Source organism: Streptomyces sp. NPDC059852 (assembly GCF_042731455.1).
In the GTDB taxonomy this organism is placed as follows: Bacteria; Actinomycetota; Actinomycetes; order Streptomycetales; family Streptomycetaceae; genus Streptomyces.
The window spans coordinates 351,712-374,965 of record NZ_JBHWJK010000003.1 but is presented as its reverse complement, the minus strand read 5'-3'; the positions used below and the strand labels follow the sequence as shown (position 1 = coordinate 374,965).

Below are 23,254 nucleotides of genomic sequence, written 5' to 3'. Positions count from 1 at the left end.
TAATAGGGGAGTTAGGCATGGCTCAGGGCACCGTCAAGTGGTTCAACGCGGAGAAGGGGTACGGCTTCATCGCGGTCGACGGTGGTGCGGATGTTTTCGTCCACTACAGCGCGATCCAGATGGACGGGTACCGCACCCTGGAAGAGGGCCAGCGGGTCGATTTCGAGATCTCGCAGGGTCAGAAGGGGCCGCAGGCGGACATGGTCCGGCTGGCGACCGGCTGAAGCACGCGTCGACGAACAGCAGCGACGTTCTTCTTCGAAGGGCCCGCGCCTCCTGGGGGGCGCGGGCCCTTCGCCGTGCCCTCGCGCCCCCGTGTGCCGACGGGCGCGAGGCCCGGGCGCCTTGCACTCTCGTACCCCGAGTGCTAATCATTGGCGTTAGCACTCTGAAGGTGAGAGTGACAAAGGAGGACCGGGTCGGTGAGGCCCGCAGGCCAGGTGGGGCAAGGAACCACGCGGCCGGCGAGCCGTCCGTCGCGGGCGCGGGCGCGGTCCGAAGGAATCACCCCCAGTCCTGGAGGGACCACTTCACATGGCCAAGATCATCGCGTTCGACGAGGAGGCGCGGCGCGGCCTCGAGCGCGGCATGAACCAGCTCGCGGACGCCGTCAAGGTGACGCTCGGCCCCAAGGGCCGCAACGTCGTCCTCGAGAAGAAGTGGGGCGCCCCCACGATCACCAACGATGGTGTGTCCATCGCCAAGGAGATCGAGCTCGAGGACCCGTACGAGAAGATCGGCGCCGAGCTGGTCAAGGAAGTCGCCAAGAAGACGGACGACGTCGCCGGTGACGGTACGACCACCGCGACCGTCCTCGCCCAGGCCCTGGTCAAGGAGGGCCTGCGCAACGTGGCCGCCGGCGCCAACCCGATGGCCCTCAAGCGCGGCATCGAGCGTGCCGTCGAGGCCGTCAGCGCCGCCCTGCTGGAGCAGGCGAAGGATGTCGAGACCAAGGAGCAGATCGCTTCCACGGCCTCCATCTCCGCCGCCGACACCCAGATCGGCGAGCTCATCGCCGAGGCCATGGACAAGGTCGGCAAGGAAGGCGTCATCACCGTCGAGGAGTCCCAGACCTTCGGTCTGGAGCTGGAGCTCACCGAGGGTATGCGCTTCGACAAGGGCTACATCTCGGCGTACTTCGCCACCGACATGGAGCGTATGGAGGCCGTCCTCGACGACCCGTACATCCTGATCGCGAACTCCAAGATCGCCAACGTCAAGGACCTGCTCCCGCTCCTGGAGAAGGTCATGCAGTCGGGCAAGCCGCTGCTGATCATCGCCGAGGACGTCGAGGGCGAGGCCCTGTCGACCCTGGTCGTCAACAAGATCCGCGGCACCTTCAAGTCCGTCGCGGTCAAGGCCCCGGGCTTCGGCGACCGCCGCAAGGCGATGCTGAACGACATCGCCATCCTCACCGGCGGCGAGGTCATCTCCGAGGAGGTCGGTCTCAAGCTCGAGAACACCTCCCTGGACCTCCTGGGCAAGGCCCGCAAGGTCGTCATCACCAAGGACGAGACCACGATCGTCGACGGTGCCGGCTCCTCCGAGCAGGTCCAGGGCCGGGTCAACCAGATCCGCGCCGAGATCGAGAACAGCGACTCGGACTACGACCGCGAGAAGCTGCAGGAGCGCCTGGCGAAGCTCGCCGGCGGTGTCGCGGTCATCAAGGCCGGTGCCGCCACCGAGGTGGAGCTCAAGGAGCGCAAGCACCGCATCGAGGACGCCGTGCGCAACGCCAAGGCGGCCGTCGAGGAGGGCATCGTCGCCGGTGGTGGCGTGGCCCTGCTGCAGGCCTCCCAGGTCTTCGAGAAGCTGGAGCTGGAGGGCGACGAGGCCACCGGTGCCGCCGCCGTGAAGCTGGCGCTCGAGGCCCCGCTGAAGCAGATCGCGGTCAACGCCGGCCTCGAGGGCGGCGTCGTGGTGGAGAAGGTCCGCAACCTCACCCCGGGTCACGGCCTGAACGCCGCGACCGGTGAGTACGTCGACCTGGTCGCCGAGGGCATCATCGACCCGGCCAAGGTGACGCGCTCCGCGCTGCAGAACGCCGCGTCGATCGCCGCGCTGTTCCTCACCACCGAGGCCGTCATCGCCGACAAGCCGGAGAAGGCCGCGGCCCCGGCCGGCGGCGGCATGCCGGGCGGTGACATGGACTTCTGATCGTCCACGGGGCTCCGGCTCCGGACGGTCCACGTCCTACACGGAGGGCGGTGCTTCCTGTTCGCAGGAGGTGCCGCCCTTCGGCGTGTCCGGGCTCACAGCGGGGCGGGGCGGCGAGCGGGGTGCGCGAGGCACCGAGAAGTGCTTAAGGTGGTGCAACAATGCACATGCACATACTGCTCGGTCAGTCGACCGGAACCCCTCCCGAGGAGCCCCCCGTATGACCCTCGCCCAGCCCACCGCCTCCCGAGCGGCCGAGATCCTGTCCCGGCCCGCCGTGATCAACGGCCTCACCGTCCCGAACCGCATCGTGATGGCGCCGATGACCCGGATGTTCTCGCCGGGCGGCGTCCCCGGTGAGGACGTCCGGTCGTACTACGCGCGGCGTGCGGCGGCCGGCGTCGGCCTGATCGTCACCGAGGGCACCTATGTCGGGCACCCCTCGGCCGGGCAGAGCGGCCGGGTGCCCCGGTTCCACGGCGAGGAGCAGCTCGCCGGGTGGGCGAAGGTCGCCGAGGCGGTGCACGCGGCGGGCGGCACGATCGTGCCGCAGCTGTGGCACATCGGCATGGTCCGCGAGCAGGGCCAGCCGCCCTTCACGGACGCCCCGGCCGTCGGGCCCTCGGGGCTGCGCATCGGTGCCGACGAGCCCACCGGCCGGGCGATGACCCGGCAGGACCTGGACGACGTGATCGGCGCCTTCGCCGACGCCGCCGCGGCCGCCGAGCGCATCGGCTTCGACGGCGTGGAGATCCACGGCGCCCACGGCTACCTCGTCGACCAGTTCCTGTGGTCGGGCACCAACCGCCGCACCGACGCCTACGGCGGCGACCCGGTCGCCCGCACGCTCTTCGCCGCGGAGATCGTGGCCGCCGTGCGCGAGCGGGTGTCCCCCTCCTTCCCGGTGATCTTCCGCTACTCGCAGTGGAAGCAGGAGGCGTACGACGCGCGCCTCGCCGAGACCCCGCAGGAGCTGGAGGCCATCCTGGCACCGCTCGCCGCGGCCGGTGTCGACGCCTTCCACGCCTCCACCCGCCGCTACTGGATCCCGGAGTTCGACGGCTCCGACCTCAACCTCGCGGGCTGGACGAAGAAGCTGACCGGCAAGGCCACCATCACGGTCGGTTCGGTCGGCCTCGACGGCGACTTCATTCGGGCGTTCGCCGGAGAGGGCTCCGTCACCAAGGGCTTCGACGACCTGCTGGACGCGCTGGAGCGCGAGGAGTACGACATGGTGGCCGTCGGCCGGGCCCTCCTGCAGGACCCGCAGTGGGCCGCGAAGGTCCTCGACGGCCGCTTCGACGAGCTGAAGCCGTACGACGCGGCGTCGCTGAAGACCCTCAGCTGACCCCCGGCTAAGCCGACCCCCGGCAGCTGACCCCCGGCCCCCTCGGGCCCACGACCCCCGTGCCGCACGGCCGGGGGTCCCCTCATGTTCGGTTGAGTAAGTCAATCAACTGACTTAAGGTTGCCTTCGTCAATCAGTGCGTGGCCCTCACGCCCGCACGCCCGACGGAGGCATCCCATGTCCCACACCCCTGCCCCTCCCACCGCGGTGGCCGGGGGTGACACCCCGCCGAGGGCGAACGCCGTGGTCGCGGTCCTGGCCTTCGCGGGCATCGTCGTCTCGCTGATGCAGACCCTGGTCATCCCGATCGTCCCGGAACTGCCGAAGCTGCTGGACGCCCCGGCCTCCGACACGGCCTGGGCGGTCACGGCCACGCTGCTCGCCGCCGCCGTCGCCACGCCCGTCATGGGCCGCCTCGGCGACATGTACGGCAAGCGGCGGATGCTGCTCGTCAGCGTCGTCCTGCTGATCGTCGGGTCCGTGACGTGCGGGTTCAGCGAGTCGCTCGTCCCGATGGTCGTGGGACGTGTCCTCCAGGGCCTGGCCTCCGGTGTGATCCCGCTCGGCATCAGCATCATGCGCGACGAACTGCCCGCCGAGCGGCTCGGCTCCGCCACCGCCCTGATGAGCGCCTCCCTCGGCATCGGCGGCGCCCTCGGCCTGCCCGCCGCCGCCCTCATCGCGGACAACTTCGACTGGCACATGCTGTTCTGGACGTCGGCGGCCATGGGGGTCGTCGCGCTGATCTGCGTGCTGCTGTTCGTCCCCGAGTCGCGGGTGCGCACCGGCGGGCGCTTCGACGTCGTCGGCGGCGTCGGCATGGCGGCCGGCCTCGTCTGCCTGCTGCTGGTCATCTCCAAGGGCGCCGACTGGGGCTGGGGCAGCGGCACCACGGTCGGCCTGTTCGTGGCGGCCGTCGTGATCCTGCTCGTGTGGGGCTGGTGGGAGCTGCGCACCGCCGAGCCGCTGGTCGACCTGCGCACGACGGCCCGCCGCCAGGTGCTCGTCACCAACCTGGCGTCCATCGCGGTGGGCTTCGCGATGTTCGCGATGAGCCTGGTGCTCCCGCAGCTGCTCCAGCTGCCCGCCGGGACCGGCTACGGCCTCGGCAGGTCGATGCTGGTCGCGGGCCTGTGCCTGGCCCCCTCCGGCCTGGTCATGATGGTCACGGCCCCCGTGTCGGCGGCGATCTCCCGGACCAGGGGCCCCAAGGTCACGCTGATGATCGGCGTCCTCGTCGTCGCCGCGGGCTACGGCCTCAACATCGTCCTGATGTCCGAGGTCTGGCACTTCATCCTGGTGGCCTGCGTCATCGGCATGGGCATCGGCTTCGCCTACGGCTCCATGCCGGCCCTGATCATGGGGGCCGTCCCCGCGTCGGAGACGGCCGCCGCCAACAGCCTCAACACGCTGATGCGCTCCCTCGGCACGTCGACCGCGAGCGCGGTCGCGGGGGTGATCCTCGCCCAGATGACCACGGACCTCGGCGGCTACGCCCTGCCGTCCGAGAACGCCTTCAAGGTGGTCCTCGCGGTCGGCGCCGGCGCGGCACTGCTCGCGTTCGTGGTGGCGTCCTTCATCCCGAAGCCGGACACCTCCGGCCCCGGCGAGCCCGCCGCCGAGTCGGCCCCCGAGCCCGCCACGGTGAAGTAGCGGCTACAGATTGCCCAGCGGCTCGATGTCCACCTTCACCGGGGTGCCCCAGATCCGCAGCACCTCGTAGTCGGTGAACTCGTGCACCAGCCGGTAGGCCATCGCGGGGCGCGGCCCGCGCCGCTGGGCGGCGAGATACAGCTCGGCCTCCCGGCGGTCGCGGCGCGGTGTGCCGCACAACTGCCACTCCTGCCCGTTCCACAGCTCCGGCAGCCAGCGCTGCTGGGGCTGCGGGCGGTCGCCCCGCACCCCGTACCGGGAGGGTGCCGTGCGCTCGGGGGAGCGGGGCACGTCCGGGCCGTTGAACTCCGAGCGCCGCGCGGCCCGGCGGCGGGTCTCGCAGAGCAGACACAGGTCGTGCGCGTTCTCGTCGACCGGCCCGTTCGGATGCTCGGGGCAGCGCGTCGCGGGCGCGGCGCCGGTGACGCTCTCGTCCAGCAGCTCCAGCGCGCGGCGCAGATCCGCCTTCATCTCGTGCAGCCGGGCGTCGGGCGTGTCCGCGGTGAGGGCGTCGCCGTGCTCACCGACGAGACGGAGAGCACGGCCCAGGGCGGTCATCTGGGCGTGGTTCATGGACCCCAGTCTGGGCAGTCCCCACCCCTTTACGCCATCTCGTCAGCCCATCGTCCTCGCACCGTCCAGGGACTCCCGGATGATGTCGGCGTGCCCGGCGTGCTGCGCGGTCTCGGCGATGATGTGCAGCAGCACCCTGCGGGCCGACCAGCGGGCGTCCGCGTCGTTCCACGGCGCCCGGGGCAGCGGGTGGGAGGCGTTCAGGTCCGGGAGCTTCGCGACCAGCTCGTCGGTGCTCCGGGCGACCTCCTCGTACTCCGCCAGCACACCGGCCAGCGTCTCGCCCGGCAGCATCCTGAACTCGTCGGCCCGCTTCGCGAAGTCCGCCTCGGTCATCGCGGAGAAGTCGGGCATCGCCGACGGCCCCTCCACGATGAAGGCGGCCCAGCTCCGCTCCACCGACGCGACGTGCTTGATCAGCCCGCCCAGACACAGCGCGCTGGCGGTGGTCCGGGCGCCGGCCTGCTCGTCGGTCAGGTCACGCGTGGTGAACCGCAGGAAGTGCCGGTGCTTGGCGAGCGCCTCCAGCAGGTCGGCGCGCTCGTCTACGACGGTGGTGTTCGTGGTGTCGGTCATGAGCCCACCGTAGAAGCCGATTAGGTCAGATCCTGACCGCTTCGACGAAGGTCGCCCAGACGGTCCCGGAGAAGACGAGGGTGGGGCCGTGCGGGGTCTTGGAGTCACGGACGGGGACGACGGAGGGGAAGTCGTGGGTGACTTCGAGGCAGTTGCCGCCGTCGCCGCCGCTGTGACGGGACTTGTGCCAGGTGGCCGCCTTCAGGTCCTGCTCAGGGATGCTCCTCATGCGCGTAATCCTGGGCCATGGCCTCGATGAGGGCCAGGGACTTCCGGGGAGAGAGCGCGCAGGCCGCGAGCAGGTCGTAGGTGTGCCGTCGGCGGCGGACCGTGGCGGGGTCGTCCTCCAGCCGTCCGGTGCCGATCCCCTCGAAGTAGACGAGCGGCGGTGCGTCGGCGAAGTCCATCAGCTTGAGCGCGCCCTGCATGGCGGCGTGGGCCCCGGCCTCGAAGGGCAGCACCTGGACGATGACCCGGCTGCGGCGCACGAGGGCGGCGATGTGCCGCAGGGCCTCCGCCATCACCTCGGGCCCGCCGGTGAGCCGCCGCAGCGCGGCCTCGTCCAGAACCACCCACAACAACGGGTGTGTTGGATCGCCGAGCAGGCGCGTCCGCTCCATCCGCGCGCTCACCAGCCGGTCGATGGTCTCCTGCGGGGCGGTCGGCTGGTAGGCGCGGCACACCGCCTCGGCGTAGGCGGGCGTCTGCAACAGGCCGGGGACGAGAAGCGGTGCGTACTCGCGGATCTCTGTGGCGGTCGCCTCGGCCTCCGCCGCTTGTGCGAAGTGCTCCGGATACCGGGAGGTGGCCGTCACCCGGCAGTTGCGCTGGAAGAAGTCCCCGGTCCCCAGCACCTCGTCCAGCACGCGGGCCTGCCCGGTCTGGATCCGGCGGGTGCCGGTCTCCAGCTGGCCGACGAACGAACCGCTGACGAACAGCAGTTGCCCCAGCTTCTCCTGGCTCAGCCCCGCCTTCTCGCGCGCGTGGCGCAACTCGGCGCCGAGCAGCGCGCGCGGCGACGACGACGGATCGAGATCCTTGGGACCCGGCATGACACCTCCCGGTCGGACAGCCGAGGGTGTTGGGACACCCCCTCTGGCCAGCCTAGGCACTCACCCGCCACTCTGTGTACCGAATCAGTGACTCAGCGTGGAGAGGTGACCGCCCATGAGGTCGTCCGAAGAGATCGTCGCGGCCCTGCGTGAAGCGCTCGCGGCCGTCGGTGTCGTCCTGCCCTCCCTGTGCGTGGACCCCGTCACCGGGGCCGGCAAGGAGCCGTTCGCGCTCGTGCAGCTGGGGCGCTGCAACGTACGGACCGCCGAGCGGCTGCTGGCCGTGCTCCGGGACGCGGCGGAGGTCAGGCGCCCGCCTCTCGCAGCGCCACCCGCAGATGCCCCTTCGCCGCGCTGAGCAGCTCGGTGGCCCTCGGGCCGTCGACGTCCGCGAGGAGGACGAGGATCGCCGCCTTGACCTCGCCGTCCGCCTCCGTCAGGGCCCGTTCGACGGCCGCGTCGTCCGCGCCCGTGGCGAGGGAGACGATCCGGCGGGAGCGGGCCCGCAGCTTCTCGTTGGAGGCGCGGACGTCGACCATCAGGTTCCCGTACGTCTTGCCGAGCCGGATCATCGTGATCGTCGACAGCATGTTGAGGACCAGCTTCTGGGCGGTGCCGGCCTTCAGCCGGGTCGAGCCGGTCAGCAGCTCGGGGCCGACGACGACCTCGATGCCGTGCTCGGCGGCGGCCGCCAGCGCGCTGTCCGCGTTGCAGGACAGGCCGATCGTCAACGCGCCGAGCCGCCGGGCGTGTTCGACCGCGCCGACGGCGTAGGGGGTGCGTCCGGACGCCGAGACGCCGACCACCGTGTCGAGCGGGGTCAGCGCGAGGGCGTCGAGGTCGGCGCGGGCCAGCTCGGCGGAGTCCTCGGCCCCCTCCACGGAGGTGACGACGGCCTGCGGGCCGCCCGCGATGACGCCGACGACCTGCCCCGGATCGGTGTTGAAGGTGGGCGGGCACTCGGAGGCGTCGAGCACGCCCAGCCGGCCCGCCGTGCCCGCGCCCGCGTAGACGAGGCGCCCGCCGCGCGCCATCCGCTCCGCCACGGCGTCCACGGCGGCGGCGATCTCGGGCAGCCGCCGGGCGACGGCGGCGGGCACCGAGCCGTCCTCGCCGTTCATGAGCCGGGCGATGTCCAGGGTCGGCAGCCGGTCGATCTCGGCGAACTCGGGCCGGAACGCCTCGGTGGTCAGGGTCTCCAGCTCGGCGCGGAGGTCACGAGGAGTGGAAGCGGAGGTCATGCGCGGGCGGCTCTCTTCGTTGCTCGACGACGGTGACGCTAGCGGCGGTGCCGGTGGGCCAGGGCCTCGTAGGAGGCGGCCAGCGCCGGTGCCGCGGTGTCGTACGTCCGCTGGGCCACCCCGACGAACAGGCAGTCCACGACGAGGAGCTGGCTCGTGCGGGACGACATCGCGGCCGGGCGCAGCTCGCTCTCGCGGGCCGTCGACGTCGTGAGGACGTGGTCGGCGTACTGCGTGACCGGGCCGTCGGGGCGGCCGGTGATCGCGACGGTGGTGGCCCCGCGCTCGAAGGCGACCCGCAGCGGCTCGATGACGTCCCCGGTGGAGCCGGAGTGCGTGATCGCGATGGCCACGTCGCCGGCGCGCAGCTGGACGGCGTTCGTCACCGCGAGGTGCGGATCGCTGTGCGCGTGCGCTATCAGCCCTATCCGCAGCAGCTTCTGGGTGAGGTCCTGGGCGACCAGCCCGCTCGCCCCGATGCCGTACACGTCGATCCGGCGGGCCGCCGCGGCGACGGTGACCGCCGCGCCCAGCTGGACGGTGTCGAGACCGGCCGCCGTGTCGGCGAGGGTCTGCTGCTCGTCGTAGGCCAGCTTGGCGACGACGTCGGCGATCGGGTCGTCCACCGCGATGTCGGTGGTGATGGCGGGGGCGCGGCCCGACTCCTGCTGGGCGGCCAGGCCGGCCAGGGCGAGCCGCAGGTCGCGGTAGCCGGGGTAGCCGAGGAGGCGGGCGGTGCGCACGACGGTGGCCTCGCTGGTGCCGGTGAGCTCGGCGAGTCCGGTGACCGTGAGGGCGGCACAGCCCGCAGGGTCGTTCGCCACCGCTTCGGCGACGCGCTGCATGGAGCGGGTCATCGACGGGGCGAGCGTGCGCACCTTGGCCGCGAGGGCGGCGGGCGCGGGCGCGCGGCCGAAAGTTTCCTTCACGTCATTGGTCACATATGAAACGTATTTTCAATGCCGGGTCGTGGTCAAGAGTGCGCACAATAGACGCATGGACCCCGTCACCCCGCTCGAACAGGCGCTGCACACGGCCCGCGCCCTGGTGCTCGCCGACCTGGCCGCCGACGAGGTCGCCGAGGCGGACGTCGTCTCCCTGGTGGAGCAGTCCGTCGCCGAACGGCGCTGGTGGGTGGAGCAGTGGCCGGACGGCGCCGCGTACGTGGCGGGACTGGTCGCCCAGGACGTGCAGGACGCGCTGCTGGACCGGCACGGCCGCTGGCCGCTGTGCCCGGCGTGCGGCACCGGCGAGCCGCACGCGCTGGACGTCGAGCCCGAACTGGGCCCCGACCCGCACTGGGTGTGCCACAAGGCCGGGGTGAAGGTCGCGGCGGTCGGCTCGCTCGGGTCCGCGCTCGGCGGGACGCCGCCCGCGTGACGATCTACATCGACCCGCCCACCTGGCCGGGCCACGGCCGCCTGTGGTCGCACGTCGTCAGCGACGTCTCCTACGACGAGCTGCACCGCTTCGCCGACGGCATCGGCGTCCCGCGCCGGGCGTTCGAACGGGACCACTACGACCTCCCCGCGCACCGGTACGCCGACGCGGTCCGGGCCGGCGCGGTGGAGGTCAGCAGCCGCGAGGTGGTGCGGCTGCTGTACGGGGCCGGGCTGCGCCGGCGCAAGAAGGACATGCGTCACTGACCGGACGGCGTGCCCGGGTCCCGGCGGACGTACAGCAGGAGCGCGCCCTCCGACTCGTGCCGGTCCTGGACCGCGCGTTCCTCCTCGGCGCCGGCGCGGACGTATCCGGCGCGCTCGGCGACGCGCTGCGAGGGGGCGTTGTCCTCCTCGACCGTCGCGCACAGGCTGTGGACGTCGTCGCGGGCCAGCGCCCACCGGGACAGGGCGTCCAGCGCCTCCGTCGCGTAGCCCCGGCCGCGGGCGCCCTCCACCAGGTCGTAGCCGATCTCCGCGCGGCCCTCCTCGTCCGGGGCGCCGTGGAAGCCGATCCCGCCGACCGCGAGGCCGTCCTCCCGCCGTACGAGGACGAACACGCCGAACTCGGGGCGGTGCAGACCCGCCTCGTACGCCTGCGTCAGCATCCCGGCGGCCTCCCGCGTCCCCTCGTAGGGGCCGCCGACGACCCAGTCGAACCCGCCGTCGCCGCCCTGGGCGAGATCGGCGGCCGTGGCCGGGGTGAGCCCCTGCAGGGTGAGCCGCCCGGAGGTGAGGACGAGGTCGTTCTTCCAGCGCCAGGCGTCGACCGGGGCGCGGCCGGGCAGGTCGCCGCGTCCGGTGGCCCACAGCAGGGTGCGCCAGGAATCCGCGTCCGGGCGGACCTCCGGGAAGATCGTGGTCAGCACGAACCGGGGGAGGTGGGCCGGGGGTTCGTAGGCCAGCCCCAGCCCGACGGCGATGTCATGGGTGTGCAGCAGCACCTCGGCGACGCCCATCGCGGCGAACCCCTCGCGGTTCGCGCTGCGGAACGGGTACGGGTGGAAGGCGCGCACCTCGGGCGGCGTGGTGCGCAGGACCGCCGTGAGCAGGACGCCGGTCGTCTCGACGACGTCGAGCAGCCCGTCGTTGCCGGTGCCCTCGTCCAGGGTGATCTCGAACGGGACGTACGCGCGCCGCGCCCGCCCCGCGAGCTGCCCCGCGTAGGCGATGAGGTCACCCGCGACGTGCTCGGCCGTGGCACGGCAACTCCAGTCCAGACGCCCGGCCTTCACCCCGTCCCAGTCCCGGTCCGCCACCGTGCGCAGCAGCGCCACGGCATCGGCCACGGCCTCGGTCACGCGTTCCCCGCCCATGTGTCGCATGCCGTGCAGGCTACGGCTCCGCATGGCTCAGAGCGACAGCATTTCCAGCTCCGAGGAGAGGTTGTAGCGGGCGGTCGCCTCCCACGTCTCCCGGCCGTACGGCGTGCGGAACAGGCTGGGCAGGGTCAGGAGTTGACGCAGCACGTCGGCGCGCCCGGCGCGGAAGGCGTCGTTCGGGACGAAGTGGTACTCCTCGCGGACGGCGGCCGTGTAGGCGGCGTACGCCGACGGCGGCGCGGCGAGGATCGCGAGGTCGGCGTCGCACAGCACCTCGCCGTTCGGGTCGTCGGGCGCCGGATCGTGCGTGACGGTGAGCCGCACCAGCCGGGCCACCTCGGCGGTCCGCTCGGCGGGCACCCCGGCCTCGGGAAGGGCCCGCTCGGCGAGCCGGGCGGACCGCTCCTCGTTCTCGGACCGCTCGGGCAGGTACACGGCGTCGTGGAACCAGGCGGCGAGCCGTACGGCCTCGACGTCCCGGGCGTGCTCGGCCAGCACGTCGACGTGCTCGAGCACCGCCGCCAGATGGTCCACGGTGTGATACCGCCGCTGCGGCTCGGACCAGCGCTTCAGCAACGCCTCCCCGTACGGCTCGGGCGCTGCGGTGCCGTCGGAGCGCGCGGCGAGCAGGGTGCGCAGCCAGCGGGCGCGGAGATCATCGAGATCGGCCATGACGTCATTCTGCCCACCGGCGCTTCCGGCCCCTAGCGTGGTCGGCATGACTTCTGCAGACGTGTACGACGTACGGGATCCAGAGCGGCCGGGGCGGCTGCTGGCCGTCGAGCGGGACACCCTGGTCCCGCTGCTGCGGACCCGGACCGACGAGGACTTCGCCCGTCCGGCCGCCGCCTGCCCGGGGTGGTCGGTGCGGGACGTGCTGGCGCACTGCTCGGCCGCGCTGACCCGGGTCGTGGACGACCGGCTGGAGGAAGGAGTGTTCTCGCCCGCCTCCAACGACCGGGACATCGCCGAGCGGGCCGGATGGAGCACCGCCCGGATCGTCGACGAGCTGGAGCACGCGATGACGGAGGCGGGGCCGGTGATCGCCAAGGCGGGCGGGGCCCTGGACGGGGTCGGGCTCGGCGAGTGGGTGCACGCCGGTGACGTGCGCGAGGCGCTGGGCGAGCCGGGGGCGTACGCCGGGGCGGGGCTGCCCGACGCGCTGGCCCTGCTGGCGTGGCTCACCCGTGAGCGCCGGCACGTGCCGCTCCAGGCCGACCTGGACGACGTGGACGAGCCCCTGCGGCTGGGCGACCCCGTCGCGCCCCGGCCCCCGGCGCGCTTCATCGGGGACGCCACCACGCTCGTACGGCTCTACGCGGGGCGCCCGGCGGCAGGGGCGTCGTACGAGCTGGCCGGGGCGGAACCGGGGGAGCTGAACATCTTCGCGTGACCCCGTTCCGGGCCCGGGGTTGAGCGGGACCCCGGATGGGCAGGCGTAGGCTTTGATTGGACTAGACCTGTAGTCGTCACCAGTCGCCGTCGAATGCCGAGGAATGGGGTCCCATGAGCGAGCGTGCAGTCCTGGAGGTGATCGCCCTCGGCGTGGAGGACGCGGTCGCCGCCCAGGCCGGGGGTGCGGACCGGCTCGAACTCGTCACCGACATGGCGGCGGACGGGCTCACCCCGCCCGTCGAGACGTTCACCGGGATCCGCGCCGCCGTCGACATCGATCTGCGCGTGATGCTGCGGCTGGCCGACGGGTTCGCGGTCGGGGACGTCGAACGGGTCGTCCGCGCGGCACGCGAACTGCGGGACGCCGGGGCCGAGGAGTTCGTGCTCGGCTTCCTCGACGCCGAGGGCTGCGTGGACCTCGCCGCCATGGAGCGGGTCGTGCCGGAGCTGGACGGGTGCCGGTGGACGTTCCACCGGGCGATCGACCGCGCCGCCGACCGGGACGCCCTGCGCAAGCAGCTCGACGGGATGCCGGGCCTGGACACATACCTCACGGCGGGGGCGGCGGGCGGCGTGGACGACGGCCTGCCCACGCTGCTCGCGGAGGCGGCACGGGACGGCGAGCCCGGCTACGAACAGCGCGTCCTGGTCGGCGGCGGCCTGCGCCTCGACCACGTCCCGGACCTCCTGGCGGCGGGCATCGACGCCTTCCACATCGGCGGCGCGGCCCGCCCGGACGGCTGGACGGGCCCGGTCTCGACGGAGGCGGTATCGCGATGGAGAACGGTGCTGGACACCCCGGCATAGCTGCCCGGGGGCGGGGGGACCTCCTCTTCGAGGGGCGCGTGCAGGTGCTTTTCAGGGGCGCGGGGAACTGCGCGATCAACCCCCACCCACCGGCACCCGGCACACCAGCCGAACCCCCCACCCCCTCACCCCAACTGCGCGGGCAGCGCCTCCGTGTGGGTCACGGTCAACCCGGACACGGCCCGCGTCAGCGCCACATACAGCCGCCGCAACCCCGTCCGCTCGTCCGGCTCCCCGTCCACCACGGCCGCCGGTTCGTCCAGGACCACGTAGTCGTACTCCAGACCCTTCGCCAGCGACGCCGGCACCAGCGTCAGCCGGGCCTGCCGGGTCGTCTCCTCACCCGGCGCCAGATACTCGAGCCCCGCCGCCTTCAGCGCCTCCGCCAGCACCGGCACCCGCGCGTCCGCGGCGATCAGCCCGACCGACCCCTCGTGCCGCAGCGACTCCACACACGCCGCGGCCACCTCCGCCGCCTCCGCGACCTCACGGATCTCGAAGAGCCCGGGGTTGTCACGGATCGACGCCACCGGCGTCAGCCCCGGCGCGATCGACGGCAGCAGCCGCGACGCGTACGTGATGACGTCCGTCGGCACACGGAAACCGGCCGTCAGCTCCTCGATCACCCCGTCCCGCTTGCCGAGGTGCGTCAGCGCCTCCTCCCAGCTGCGGGTCGCCCACGGCGTCGTACCCTGCGCCAGGTCGCCGAGCACCGTCGCCGAACCGGTCGTGCAGCGCCGCCCCACCGCCCGGTACTGCATCGGCGAAAGGTCCTGCGCCTCGTCCAGCACCACATGTCCCAGCGACGGCGTCCGCGTCACGAGGTCGCTCGCCTCGTCGATCAGCACCGCGTCCGCCGCCGACCACTTCGCCGACTTCACCGACCGCGCCGGCTTCGCCCACAGGATCGTCCGCTGCTCGTCCTCGTCGAGGACGCCGTCCGCGTGCTCCGCCAGGAACTCACCGTCCGACAGCAGCCGCAGCACCAGCTTCGCCGGGTCCACCGGCGGCCAGATCGCCTTGACGGCCGCCTTCACGGCGGCGTTGCGGGCCACCGCGTCCTGCACCCGGTCGTCCGGCGCCTCGCCCGACCGCTCCATCTGCACCAGCACCGCGTGCGCGATCCGCTGCGGCAGCGCCTCCCGGGCGGCGCCGTACCGGATGTCGCGGTCCAGCAGCTCGCGGACGATCTCCTCGACCTCGTACGCCGGGACACGCCACCGCCGTGATCCCCGCACCACGACCACCGCCTCGGCCGGCATGCTCACATGCGCGTACACCGCCCGCCGCAGCACCTCGGCCATCCGCGCGTCCCCCTTGATCACCGCGGCGGCCGCGTCGTCGGTGCCGCGCACCTCGACCTGGGCCACGAGATCGTCGACCGTGGCCTGGCGGACCGTCAGCTCACCGAGCGCGGGCAGCACCTGCTCGATGTAGTGCAGGAAGGACCGGTTCGGCCCGATCACCAGCGTCCCGGTGCGGGCCAGCCGCTCCCGGTGCGCGTACAGCAGATACGCCACCCGGTGCAGGCCGACGGCCGTCTTGCCGGTGCCCGGGCCGCCCTGCACACACACGGTCCCGCCGAGCCCGGACCGTACGATCTCGTCCTGCTCGGGCTGGATCGTCGCCACGATGTCCCGCATCGGGCCCACACGCGGCCGTTCGATCTCCTGCTGGAGCAGCCTGCTGGTCCGCGCCGCCTCCGCCGGGTCCGACAGGTGCTCGTCCTCGTACGCGGTCAGGTCGCCGCCGGTGTAGCCGAAGCGGCGGCGCAGCGCGATGTCCATCGGGTCCTTCTTGGAGGCCCGGTAGAACGGCTGGGACACCGGCGCACGCCAGTCGATGACCATCGGGTCGCCGTCCGCATCGTGCACATGCCGGCGCCCGATGTAGAAGCGCTCGCCCTCGGCGCCCTCCGCCCCCTCGGCGCCGGGGGCGTGCAGATAGTCCAGCCGCCCGAAGAACAGCGGAGTGTCGCTGAGGTCCGCCAGCGCCTTGATGCGTTCGTCGATCTGCCGGGTCAGGACCTCCGCGTTGACCCAGTTCGCGGTGACGTCGCGGATGTCGAGGGACTCGACGTCCTCGCGCATGGCGCGCAGCGCGGCACGCGAGGACGCCAGATGGGAGCGCTCACGCTCGAGCGGATCGAGGCTGTCGTCGACGGGCCTGGACAAGGGGGTGCCTCCGGATGACCTGTGAGCAGGTGGACGAGAGAGAGCCGTCCGGTTTCCGTCCGGGCGGCGGCACTCCGCGAGGGGAGGCGGGCAAGAGCGGAGATTTTAGGTGAGCGCCTGCCATGGACGCCAACCAATAACCGGGCCCCGACCGAAGACCACTGCCCCCTAAGGGTTGCCGTCCTCCTTGAGGGCGGCCCGTCCGTCCCGAGGCGTACACGGGCGGCCCCCGGCTTCGGCCCTTGGACCGATGCGGACTTCACGGACACGAACGCATCATGGAGACATGAGCGCAGCAACCATCCACTCGGCCCCCGCGGCCCCCCGCGGAGCGACCGCGCTCCAGGGGAGCCACCGTCATCGACTCGGTGAAGCCCTGCGTGCCGTCAAGGTGTTCGTGGGCGCCGCCTTCGACGTGATCGTCCTCGGCGAGTACCGGGAGGAGGCGGGCGTCCGCCACAAGTGACGGACCCGCCGGTCACGGTGACATACCGTCAGCGACCGTGACCGTACGGAACCGCCCGTCCCTCCCGGGCCTTCAGCCCTCGGCGCCCTCGGCGCCTTCCGCCAGGATCTCGTCGGCGTCCACGATCCGGTACGCGTAGCCCTGCTCCGCCAGGAAGCGCTGGCGGTGGGCGGCGAAGTCCTGGTCGAGCGTGTCCCGCGCGACCACCGAGTAGAAGTGCGCCTGGTGCCCGTCCGCCTTGGGCCGCAGCACCCGGCCGAGCCGCTGCGCCTCCTCCTGACGCGAGCCGAACGTCCCCGACACCTGGATGGCGACCGTCGCCTCCGGCAGGTCGATGGAGAAGTTCGCGACCTTCGACACCACCAGCACGTTGATCTCGCCCTGCCGGAACGCCTCGAACAGCTTCTCCCGCTGCGCGTTCGACGTCTCGCCCTTGATCACCGGCGCGTCCAGATGCTCGCCCAGCTCGTCGAGCTGGTCGATGTACTGGCCGATCACCAGGATCTGCTGCCCGGCGAACCGGCGCACCAGCGCCTCGGTGACCTTCCGCTTGGTGTCGGTCGTCGCGCAGAAGCGGTACTTCTCCTCCTGCTCGGCGGTGGCGTACGCGAGCCGCTCGGAGTCCGTGAGGTTCACCCGGACCTCCACGCAGTCCGCGGGCGCGATGTAGCCCTGCGCCTCGATCTCCTTCCACGGCGCGTCGAACCGCTTCGGGCCGATCAGGGAGAACACGTCCGACTCGCGGCCGTCCTCACGGACCAGGGTCGCGGTCAGCCCGAGCCGCCGCCGCGCCTGGAGGTCGGCGGTGAACTTGAAGACCGGCGCGGGCAGCAGGTGCACCTCGTCGTAGACGATCAGGCCCCAGTCCCGGGAGTCGAACAGCTCCAGATGCGGGTAGACCCCCTTCCGCCGGGTCGTCAGCACCTGGTACGTGGCGATCGTGACCGGGCGGATCTCCTTGCGCGTCCCGCTGTACTCGCCGATCTCCTCCTCGGTCAGCGAGGTCCGCTTCACCAGCTCGTGCTTCCACTGCCGCGCCGAGACGGTGTTCGTGACGAGGATCAGCGTGGTCGACTTCGCCTGCGCCATCGACCCGGCGCCGACCAGGGTCTTGCCCGCGCCGCACGGGAGGACGACGACACCGCTGCCGCCGTGCCAGAAGTTCTCCACGGCCTGCCGCTGGTACGGCCGCAGCGCCCAGCCGTCCTCGGCCAGCTCGATCGGGTGCGCCTCGCCGTCCACGTACCCGGCGAGGTCCTCGGCGGGCCAGCCCAGCTTCAGCAGGGTCTGCTTGATCTGCCCGCGCTCGGAGGGGTGCACGGCGACCGTGTCCGGGTCGATGCGGGCGCCGACCAGCGGCGCGACGCGCTTGGAGCGCAGCACCTCCTCCAGGACCGGCCGGTCGGTGGTCGTCAGGACGAGGCCGTGCGTGGGGTGCTTGGACAGCGTGAGCCGGCCGTAGCGGTCCATCGTCTCGGCGATGTCGACCAGCAGGGCGTGCGGCACGGGATAACGGCTGTACGTCACCAGCGCGTCCACGACCTGCTCGGCGTCGTGCCCGGCCGCGCGCGCGTTCCACAGGCCGAGCGGCGTCACCCGGTAGGTGTGGATGTGCTCGGGTGCCCGCTCCAGCTCCGCGAAGGCCGCGATCGCCCGACGGCACGCGTCGGCCTGCTCGTGATCCACTTCCAGGAGCAGGGTCTTGTCCGACTGGACGATCAGTGGTCCGTTCACGTGGGTCCGTCCTTCCGCTCACCACTCGGCCAAACGTCCAGTGTGCCTGATCGCTTCCCGGCCGCTCTCAGATCTCGTCGTCGGCCAGCTCGGCGACCCCGGTGATCCGGTGCAGCGGATACGTCCGCACCTCGTCCGCGGTGTGGTCGTACGCCGTCACGAACCCGCCCTCGACCCGGACCGGCGCGATCACCCGCTGGCTGGCGGCGCCCTCGGCGTTGACGTACCCGATCCACAGCGCCTCCCCGGTCAGCACGGCCGCCTGCATGGTGGCCAGCGTCTCGGCGGAGGTCGTGCGGGGCAGCTCGCCCCCGCCCACGGCCGGGGCGGCACCGCTCGGCCTGCGCGGCGCCGTGGACGCCAGGTCGCCCGCGCGGATGGCGCGGATCGCCGCGGCCAGCAGCGTGGCGTCCGGCGCGGGCGGGCCGTCCGGCACCGGCTCGGGGGCCGAGCGCGGCGGGGTGCGGTGGGCGTCGGCGCGGGTGATCAGGACGTCCCCCTCGGCCGACTCGGCGGCCGGCGCGAACCCCATCGCGCGCAGCCCCTCCAGCAGCGTCGCCGGGTCGCTCTGCGCGGCCAGCACGGTCGGCGCGAGACGGCGCAGCCGCAGCCCGGCCGCGCGCTTGTCGGCGAGGATCTCGTTCAGCATCGCGTCGTCGTCACAGCGGACGTACGCCGACGCGGCCCCCACCCGCAGCTGCCCGTGCCGCCGCGCCACGTCGTCGATCAGGTACGCCAGCGGCTGCGGCACCGGCGTACGGGAGTGCTGGGCCAGGAAGGCATGCAGGTCGGAGGCGCTGCGCCCGGCGTCCAGGGCCCGGCGCACCGACCCCGGCGTGAACCGGTACACGGTCGCGCCGCCCTTTGACTCGACGTCCGCGAGAACCCCCAGCATGTCAGCGAGCGGCCGCCGCAGCGGGCCGGGCGCCACCGCCGTCAGGTCGGCCTGGAGCAGGACGTGGTCCAGCGGCTCCGGGAGCAGGGGCGCGAGGAGCCGGGCGGCGGCGGCCGCCGCGGCGGCCTGCTCGGCCGGCGCGAGCGGATCGAGCGGCGGGACGGGGCGCGGCTGCTCGTGGTGCACGGGCAACTTGTCGCCGGGCCCGGTGGGCTCCCCGGCCGGAGCGCCGTGCGGGGCCCCGGCGGGTCCGTCCGCGGTCGGGCCGGTGGCCGAGGGACCCGCGGCGGCGGGTGCCGTCCCGGCGGGCCGGGCCGCGGGCGCGCCCAGCAGGGCACGCCCGTGCGACGACAGCGCGCCGCGTCCCGTCACACCCAGCCGCTCGGCCTCGTCCAGCGTCCACCGGGCCAGCCGGGCGCGCAGATCGTCGTCGCGCTGGGGCCCGCGCAGGGGCCGCTCCCAGCGCAGCCGGGCCAGCACCGAGTCGGGTGCCGGGGCCGCCCCCTCCGGAAGCGCGGCGAGCAGCGCCAGCACCCGGTGCCGTACCTCCGGCGCCGCCGAGCGGTCCAGGCCCGGGCCCAGCGCCGACAACGTGCGGTCCTTCGCGTCCCGCCCGCCGACCACGCCCGCCGTCCGGGTCGCCGTCAGCCAGGCGCGGGCCAGCGCCACCCAGCGCTCGGCGGCCGGCCGCTCCAGCCACTCGTCGTAGGCCGGGGTCGCCGCGTACCGCTCGTCGGCCTCGCCGTCGGAGGCCACCAGCCCGGCGGCGTAGGCGAGCTCCACCCAGAACGCGGCGACCGGCTCCGGCACGTCCAGGGCGACAGCCGTCCGCTTCAGGTCACGCACGCTCAGACCGCCCGCCCGCAGCACCGGCGGCCCGCCCTCGTGCCAGTCCTTCAACAGCTCCTCGACGGTGGCGAGCGCGGTGTACGCCTGCCCGGCCGCCGTCGCGTCCACGATCCCCGCGCGGTGCGTGGCCGCCGGCTCCACCGACGGCGGCAGCGGCTCGGTGGCGCGGTGCGCGCGCCCGCCGCGCAGATGCAGCGCCGCCTCACGGGGCAGCACGACCGTCCCCGGCGCCGTGGGCAGCAGCAGCCCGCGGTCCATCAGCCAGCGCAGCCGGGGCGCCGGATCCGCGGTCACCTGTCCGTACGGCGGCCCCCACACCAGCCGGGACAGCACCTCCACGGAGTCCGCCGGCGCCTCGTCGAGCAGCGCCGCCATCCGCCGCCGGTCGGTGAACAGCGCCGTGAGCGCGTCCAGCGCGGACACCGCGTCGTGCGTGGACGGCAGCCCCGCCGCCGTCACGATCTCCTGGATCCGGCCCGGCGACATCCCGGCCGCCGCCTCCCGCACGGTCGGCCCCAGCCCCGTCGGCGACGGATGCTGCGGCGAAGGCGCCAGCAGCTCACGGGCCGTGCGGACCAGCCGCAGCCGGTCGTCGCCGCCCCACACCAGCGCCTGGTCGCGCAGCGTCCCCAGCGCCTGCGGCAGCGCGCCCTCGACCGCCGGGTCGCCGTCGTCACCGGCCATCAGCCCGAGCAGCTCCGCGTACGTCGCCGGGTCCGGCGCCACGGCCAGCGCCTCCGCCGTCTGCAGCGCGAACCGGTCCAGCCGCTCCAAGGCGCGCACCACGGACGCCCGCGTACCGGCCCGCGTCGCGAGCTGCGTCAGATCGGTCGGCACGGGCGTGATGAGGTCGGGCCGGCTGCGCAGGAGCACGGCCAGCGAGGCGTCGTCCCGCGCGCGGAGCGCCTCCGCGAGGGAACGGGGCGGTGTAGCCGGTTCGCTCATCCGACCCAATCTAGCGGGTGCGCGGCCGGCGCAGGGGAGGCGGCGAACCCCTGGATCGCGCGCGGCGGCCGGGGCCGGCGGCGCCGACGGCACCGCCCCCGCGTCCCGGGCGCCGCGCGCGCCCTGCGCTACCGTCGTCCCACGGGGTATCACAACGCGTCCGCCCCGGAGGGGACTTCGTGGGGATCGAGAGCGACCAGGTCGTCTACGAGTATCTGAGCCGCGTCGGGGACGTGGCCCAGCAGCGGCAGCTGCCGTCGGCCACCCGGATGCGCCTGGTGAACGAGTTGCGCGGCGAGATCGACCGGCGCCGCGCCAAGGCACCCGTCGACAGCCCCGCCGCCGTCCGGCGCATCATCGACCGGCTCGGCAGCCCCGACGACGTCGTCACCGCCGCCGGGGGCGCCCCCTCCTCCGCCGCCGCCCCGCAGGGCCCCGTCACCGCCGTACCCGCCCAGCCGTCCGCCGACGACACCGCGTCCACGGCCCGGCGCCCCAAGGGCCTGCGCCGGATCGTGCCGCGCCCGCGTCCCGCCGAGCCCGCCGCCCGTCCCGACGTGCCCCCGCCGCCCCATCTGGCGACCGCGGCCGACCTGGGCGGCAGCGCGCTGCGGCCCGACTGGTGGCAGGTGGACAGCACCCCGCTCGGGCCGGGCGAGGACATCCCCGGGTTCGTCGGCGGCGTCGAGATCCCCGAGATGCTCCGCCGCCCCCCGGCGAAGGACGCCCCCGGCACGAAGGACCCGGCACCGGCCGCCGTCGAGCAGGCCGACGACGACACGGTGGTGGACGAGGCACCCAAGCGCCGCCGCCTGCTGCGCCGCCCGGCCCTCCCCGAGAGCCGCTGGAACAACCCGCTGCTGCTGGCCGCCGCCGCCCTGCTCGTCGCCGGGGCGGTCCTCGGCAACGTCCTCGTCCTGCTCCTGGGGTGGCTCATCGCCTGGGGCTCCCGGCGGCTGAGCGACACCGAGACCAAGTGGGCGGTCGTGATCCTGCCGGGCCTCTCGCTCACCGCCGGGGTCGCCTGGCTCTGGGGCCGCGCCACCGGACGCTGGGGCGAGGCACTGCTGCCGGGCGAGACCAACGCGGCGGTCGTCGAGACCTGGCCCTGGGTGGTGCGCGGCGCGGCCGTGGCGTCCGCCCTGTTCATCGTCTGGCGTTCCCAGCGGCGCACCTGACGCGTCCCCGCGGGACGGCCGCGCGCGGCGGCTCGGCACAATGGTGCATATGGCACTCACCGTCGGCTTCGACCTCGACATGACCCTCATCGACTCCCGCCCCGGGATCCACGCCTGCTACCGGGCGCTGTCCGAGCGGACCGGGACGTACATCGACGCCGACCTCGCGGTCACCCGGCTCGGGCCGCCGCTGGAGGAGGAGCTGGCGAACTGGTTCCCGGCCGAGCGGGTCGCGGCCGTCGCCGAGGAGTACCGGGCGATGTACCCGGCGTTCGCCGTCACCGCCACGACCGCGCTGCCCGGCGCCCGCGAGGCGATAGCCGCCGTACAGGAGGCCGGTGGGCGGGCGATCGTCGTCACCGCCAAGCACGAGCCGAACGCGAAGCTGCACATGGAGCACCTCGGCCTCGAACCCGACGCCGTGGTCGGCGACCTGTGGGCCGAGCGCAAGGCCGTCGCCCTGCGCGAACACGGGGCGAGCGTCTACGTCGGCGACCACCAGGGGGACATCCGGGCGGCGCGCGCGGCGGGCGCGCTGTCGGTCACCGTCGCCACCGGGCCGTTCGACGCCGCGCAGCTCGCCGAGCTGGGCGCGGACGTCGTCCTCGCGGACCTGACCGGCTTCCCGGACTGGCTCGCCGGCTACCGCGCGGCCTGACGGGCCTGGCGCCGGCCGGCCGCGATCGACCGGAGCACCCCGGCACCGGCGACGAGGAATCCGACGCCCATGAGCATGCTCAGACCGAACATGAAGGTCGGAAAGGGCGTCGTACCGAGCAGGAACGGGGCCACCGTGACCAGTGTGGCCACGGCGCCGATGAAGAAGACGATCGCGCCGGCCCGGATCAGCCGGTCTCCGGGCGCGGTGGAATCCGTTCGGGTTTTGTCACGCACCGGACCAGGGTAGTTCCCTGCCCGAGGGAACGACCCGGCGACGTCTTGTCACCGGCCCGGGGACCATTAGCCTGGGTACCGGCGGGTCGGGGCCGACCCGCTGCAGTGCTGTCAAGAGCCGTTTTTTCAGAAGCAGTTTCCCGACGAGTACGAGGACGAGGACAGACGTGCCCACCGGCAAAGTCAAATGGTTCAACAGTGAGAAGGGCTTCGGCTTTCTCTCCCGTGACGACGGCGGTGACGTCTTCGTCCATTCCTCGGTCCTCCCCGCCGGCGTCGACGCGCTCAAGCCGGGCCAGCGGGTGGAGTTCGGTGTCGTCGCCGGTCAGCGCGGGGACCAGGCGCTGTCGGTCGTCCTGCTCGATCCGACGCCGTCCGTCGCGGCCGCCCAGCGCAAGAAGCCGGACGAACTGGCGTCCATCGTCCAGGACCTGACGACCCTCCTGGAGAACATCACGCCCATGCTGGAGAAGGGCCGTTACCCGGAGAAGAACTCCGGCAAGAAGATCGCGGGCCTGCTCCGGGCCGTCGCCGACCAGCTCGACGTATAGGCGGC

At 73.2% G+C, this 23,254-nt stretch carries 25 protein-coding genes; 13 read left to right on the top strand and 12 right to left on the bottom strand.

Translation table 11 applies throughout. From position 1 onward, the window contains the following. The first annotated feature begins 17 nt into the window (after positions 1 to 17). The 4 genes from ACFV46_RS06045 (at position 18) to ACFV46_RS06030 (ending at position 5,158) form a co-directional block, all read left to right on the top strand. The gene (locus ACFV46_RS06045; protein ID WP_007493268.1) at positions 18 to 224 is read left to right on the top strand and encodes a cold-shock protein; all 207 of its coding nucleotides are present in this window, start codon (positions 18 to 20) and stop codon (positions 222 to 224) included. 310 nt (positions 225 to 534) lie between these two features. After that, positions 535 to 2,157: a chaperonin GroEL gene (gene groL, locus ACFV46_RS06040; protein ID WP_361922785.1), complete on the top strand. Its 1,623-nt coding sequence runs from the start codon at positions 535 to 537 to the stop codon at positions 2,155 to 2,157. Positions 2,158 to 2,377: 220 nt separating this feature from the next. Continuing rightward, positions 2,378 to 3,505 carry an NADH:flavin oxidoreductase gene (locus ACFV46_RS06035; RefSeq protein ID WP_385497147.1) on the top strand — a complete coding sequence of 376 codons (1,128 nt, stop codon included), beginning with the start codon at positions 2,378 to 2,380 and terminating at the stop codon, positions 3,503 to 3,505. 177 nt (positions 3,506 to 3,682) lie between these two features. Next, positions 3,683 to 5,158 (top strand): MFS transporter, encoded by a 1,476-nt coding sequence (locus ACFV46_RS06030; RefSeq protein ID WP_385497146.1) that lies wholly within the window; start codon positions 3,683 to 3,685, stop codon positions 5,156 to 5,158. 3 nt (positions 5,159 to 5,161) lie between these two features. Here ACFV46_RS06030 and ACFV46_RS06025 read toward each other — a convergent pair whose 3' ends face one another. From ACFV46_RS06025 to ACFV46_RS06010, 4 genes are read right to left on the bottom strand one after another with little or no spacing between them, the layout of a single operon-like run. Beyond that, the gene (locus ACFV46_RS06025; RefSeq protein WP_361922794.1) at positions 5,162 to 5,731 is read right to left on the bottom strand and encodes a hypothetical protein; all 570 of its coding nucleotides are present in this window, start codon (positions 5,729 to 5,731) and stop codon (positions 5,162 to 5,164) included. A 42-nt stretch (positions 5,732 to 5,773) separates the two neighbouring features. Then, a complete protein-coding gene (locus tag ACFV46_RS06020) occupies positions 5,774 to 6,307 on the bottom strand; it encodes a DinB family protein (RefSeq protein ID WP_376727099.1) in 534 nt (177 codons plus the stop codon). Positions 6,308 to 6,332: 25 nt separating this feature from the next. Next, a complete protein-coding gene (locus ACFV46_RS06015; RefSeq protein WP_361922799.1) occupies positions 6,333 to 6,536 on the bottom strand; it encodes a DUF397 domain-containing protein in 204 nt (67 codons plus the stop codon). Continuing rightward, positions 6,520 to 7,359, bottom strand: a complete 840-nt coding sequence (locus tag ACFV46_RS06010; protein WP_385497145.1) for a Scr1 family TA system antitoxin-like transcriptional regulator — start codon at positions 7,357 to 7,359, stop codon at positions 6,520 to 6,522. The genes ACFV46_RS06015 and ACFV46_RS06010 overlap by 17 nt, the downstream gene beginning before the upstream one ends. A gap of 115 nt (positions 7,360 to 7,474) precedes the next feature. On the opposite strand from ACFV46_RS06010, the gene ACFV46_RS06005 reads away from it, so the two are divergent. Further along, positions 7,475 to 7,717, top strand: coding sequence for a hypothetical protein (locus tag ACFV46_RS06005; protein WP_361923707.1), 243 nt, complete (start codon positions 7,475 to 7,477; stop codon positions 7,715 to 7,717). On the opposite strand, the gene murQ is transcribed toward ACFV46_RS06005, so the two are convergent. Both murQ and ACFV46_RS05995 read right to left on the bottom strand, forming a co-directional pair. Further along, the gene (gene murQ / locus ACFV46_RS06000) at positions 7,665 to 8,600 is read right to left on the bottom strand and encodes an N-acetylmuramic acid 6-phosphate etherase (protein ID WP_376727101.1); all 936 of its coding nucleotides are present in this window, start codon (positions 8,598 to 8,600) and stop codon (positions 7,665 to 7,667) included. The genes ACFV46_RS06005 and murQ overlap by 53 nt on opposite strands. Before the next feature lie 38 nt (positions 8,601 to 8,638). Beyond that, on the bottom strand, positions 8,639 to 9,541 hold the full coding sequence (locus ACFV46_RS05995) for a MurR/RpiR family transcriptional regulator (protein WP_385497144.1): 903 nt from the start codon (positions 9,539 to 9,541) through the stop codon (positions 8,639 to 8,641). Between the two features lie 55 nt (positions 9,542 to 9,596). Here ACFV46_RS05995 and ACFV46_RS05990 point away from each other — a divergent pair, with 55 nt between their 5' ends. Then, positions 9,597 to 9,980 carry a hypothetical protein gene (locus tag ACFV46_RS05990; RefSeq protein WP_361922811.1) on the top strand — a complete coding sequence of 128 codons (384 nt, stop codon included), beginning with the start codon at positions 9,597 to 9,599 and terminating at the stop codon, positions 9,978 to 9,980. Beyond that, complete coding sequence (locus ACFV46_RS05985) at positions 9,977 to 10,246, top strand: DUF4031 domain-containing protein (protein ID WP_108707483.1); 270 nt, start codon at positions 9,977 to 9,979, stop codon at positions 10,244 to 10,246. The genes ACFV46_RS05990 and ACFV46_RS05985 overlap by 4 nt, the downstream gene beginning before the upstream one ends. Here ACFV46_RS05985 and ACFV46_RS05980 read toward each other — a convergent pair. Beyond that, entirely contained in the window at positions 10,240 to 11,364 is a 1,125-nt protein-coding gene (locus ACFV46_RS05980) for a GNAT family N-acetyltransferase (protein ID WP_385497143.1), read from the bottom strand. The genes ACFV46_RS05985 and ACFV46_RS05980 overlap by 7 nt on opposite strands. A 27-nt stretch (positions 11,365 to 11,391) precedes the next feature. Further along, positions 11,392 to 12,033, bottom strand: a complete 642-nt coding sequence (locus ACFV46_RS05975) for a hypothetical protein (RefSeq protein ID WP_385497142.1) — start codon at positions 12,031 to 12,033, stop codon at positions 11,392 to 11,394. A gap of 46 nt (positions 12,034 to 12,079) precedes the next feature. Between ACFV46_RS05975 and ACFV46_RS05970 the strand changes: the two genes are divergently transcribed. Both ACFV46_RS05970 and ACFV46_RS05965 read left to right on the top strand, forming a co-directional pair. Continuing rightward, complete coding sequence (locus tag ACFV46_RS05970; protein WP_385497141.1) at positions 12,080 to 12,754, top strand: maleylpyruvate isomerase family mycothiol-dependent enzyme; 675 nt, start codon at positions 12,080 to 12,082, stop codon at positions 12,752 to 12,754. A gap of 113 nt (positions 12,755 to 12,867) precedes the next feature. Next, entirely contained in the window at positions 12,868 to 13,563 is a 696-nt protein-coding gene (locus ACFV46_RS05965) for a copper homeostasis protein CutC (protein WP_361922820.1), read from the top strand. A gap of 125 nt (positions 13,564 to 13,688) precedes the next feature. On the opposite strand, the gene ACFV46_RS05960 is transcribed toward ACFV46_RS05965, so the two are convergent. Continuing rightward, positions 13,689 to 15,737 (bottom strand): HelD family protein, encoded by a 2,049-nt coding sequence (locus ACFV46_RS05960; protein WP_385497140.1) that lies wholly within the window; start codon positions 15,735 to 15,737, stop codon positions 13,689 to 13,691. Positions 15,738 to 16,023: 286 nt separating this feature from the next. On the opposite strand from ACFV46_RS05960, the gene ACFV46_RS05955 reads away from it, so the two are divergent. After that, positions 16,024 to 16,203, top strand: coding sequence for a hypothetical protein (locus tag ACFV46_RS05955; protein WP_361922826.1), 180 nt, complete (start codon positions 16,024 to 16,026; stop codon positions 16,201 to 16,203). Positions 16,204 to 16,275: 72 nt separating this feature from the next. Here the strand turns inward: ACFV46_RS05955 and ACFV46_RS05950 are convergent, their stop codons facing one another. Both ACFV46_RS05950 and ACFV46_RS05945 read right to left on the bottom strand, forming a co-directional pair. Continuing rightward, on the bottom strand, positions 16,276 to 17,937 hold the full coding sequence (locus ACFV46_RS05950) for a DNA repair helicase XPB (RefSeq protein WP_361922829.1): 1,662 nt from the start codon (positions 17,935 to 17,937) through the stop codon (positions 16,276 to 16,278). Between the two features lie 67 nt (positions 17,938 to 18,004). Continuing rightward, entirely contained in the window at positions 18,005 to 20,626 is a 2,622-nt protein-coding gene (locus ACFV46_RS05945; RefSeq protein WP_361922832.1) for a helicase C-terminal domain-containing protein, read from the bottom strand. Positions 20,627 to 20,805: 179 nt separating this feature from the next. On the opposite strand from ACFV46_RS05945, the gene ACFV46_RS05940 reads away from it, so the two are divergent. Both ACFV46_RS05940 and ACFV46_RS05935 read left to right on the top strand, forming a co-directional pair. Further along, a complete protein-coding gene (locus ACFV46_RS05940) occupies positions 20,806 to 21,804 on the top strand; it encodes a hypothetical protein (RefSeq protein ID WP_385497139.1) in 999 nt (332 codons plus the stop codon). 49 nt (positions 21,805 to 21,853) lie between these two features. Beyond that, positions 21,854 to 22,462, top strand: a complete 609-nt coding sequence (locus ACFV46_RS05935) for an HAD family hydrolase (protein ID WP_376727108.1) — start codon at positions 21,854 to 21,856, stop codon at positions 22,460 to 22,462. On the opposite strand, the gene ACFV46_RS05930 is transcribed toward ACFV46_RS05935, so the two are convergent. Next, positions 22,447 to 22,698 carry a hypothetical protein gene (locus ACFV46_RS05930; protein WP_361922841.1) on the bottom strand — a complete coding sequence of 84 codons (252 nt, stop codon included), beginning with the start codon at positions 22,696 to 22,698 and terminating at the stop codon, positions 22,447 to 22,449. The genes ACFV46_RS05935 and ACFV46_RS05930 overlap by 16 nt on opposite strands. Positions 22,699 to 22,865: 167 nt before the next feature. Here ACFV46_RS05930 and ACFV46_RS05925 point away from each other — a divergent pair, with 167 nt between their 5' ends. Further along, positions 22,866 to 23,249, top strand: coding sequence for a cold-shock protein (locus ACFV46_RS05925; RefSeq protein ID WP_062669018.1), 384 nt, complete (start codon positions 22,866 to 22,868; stop codon positions 23,247 to 23,249). The last annotated feature ends 5 nt before the right edge of the window (positions 23,250 to 23,254 follow it).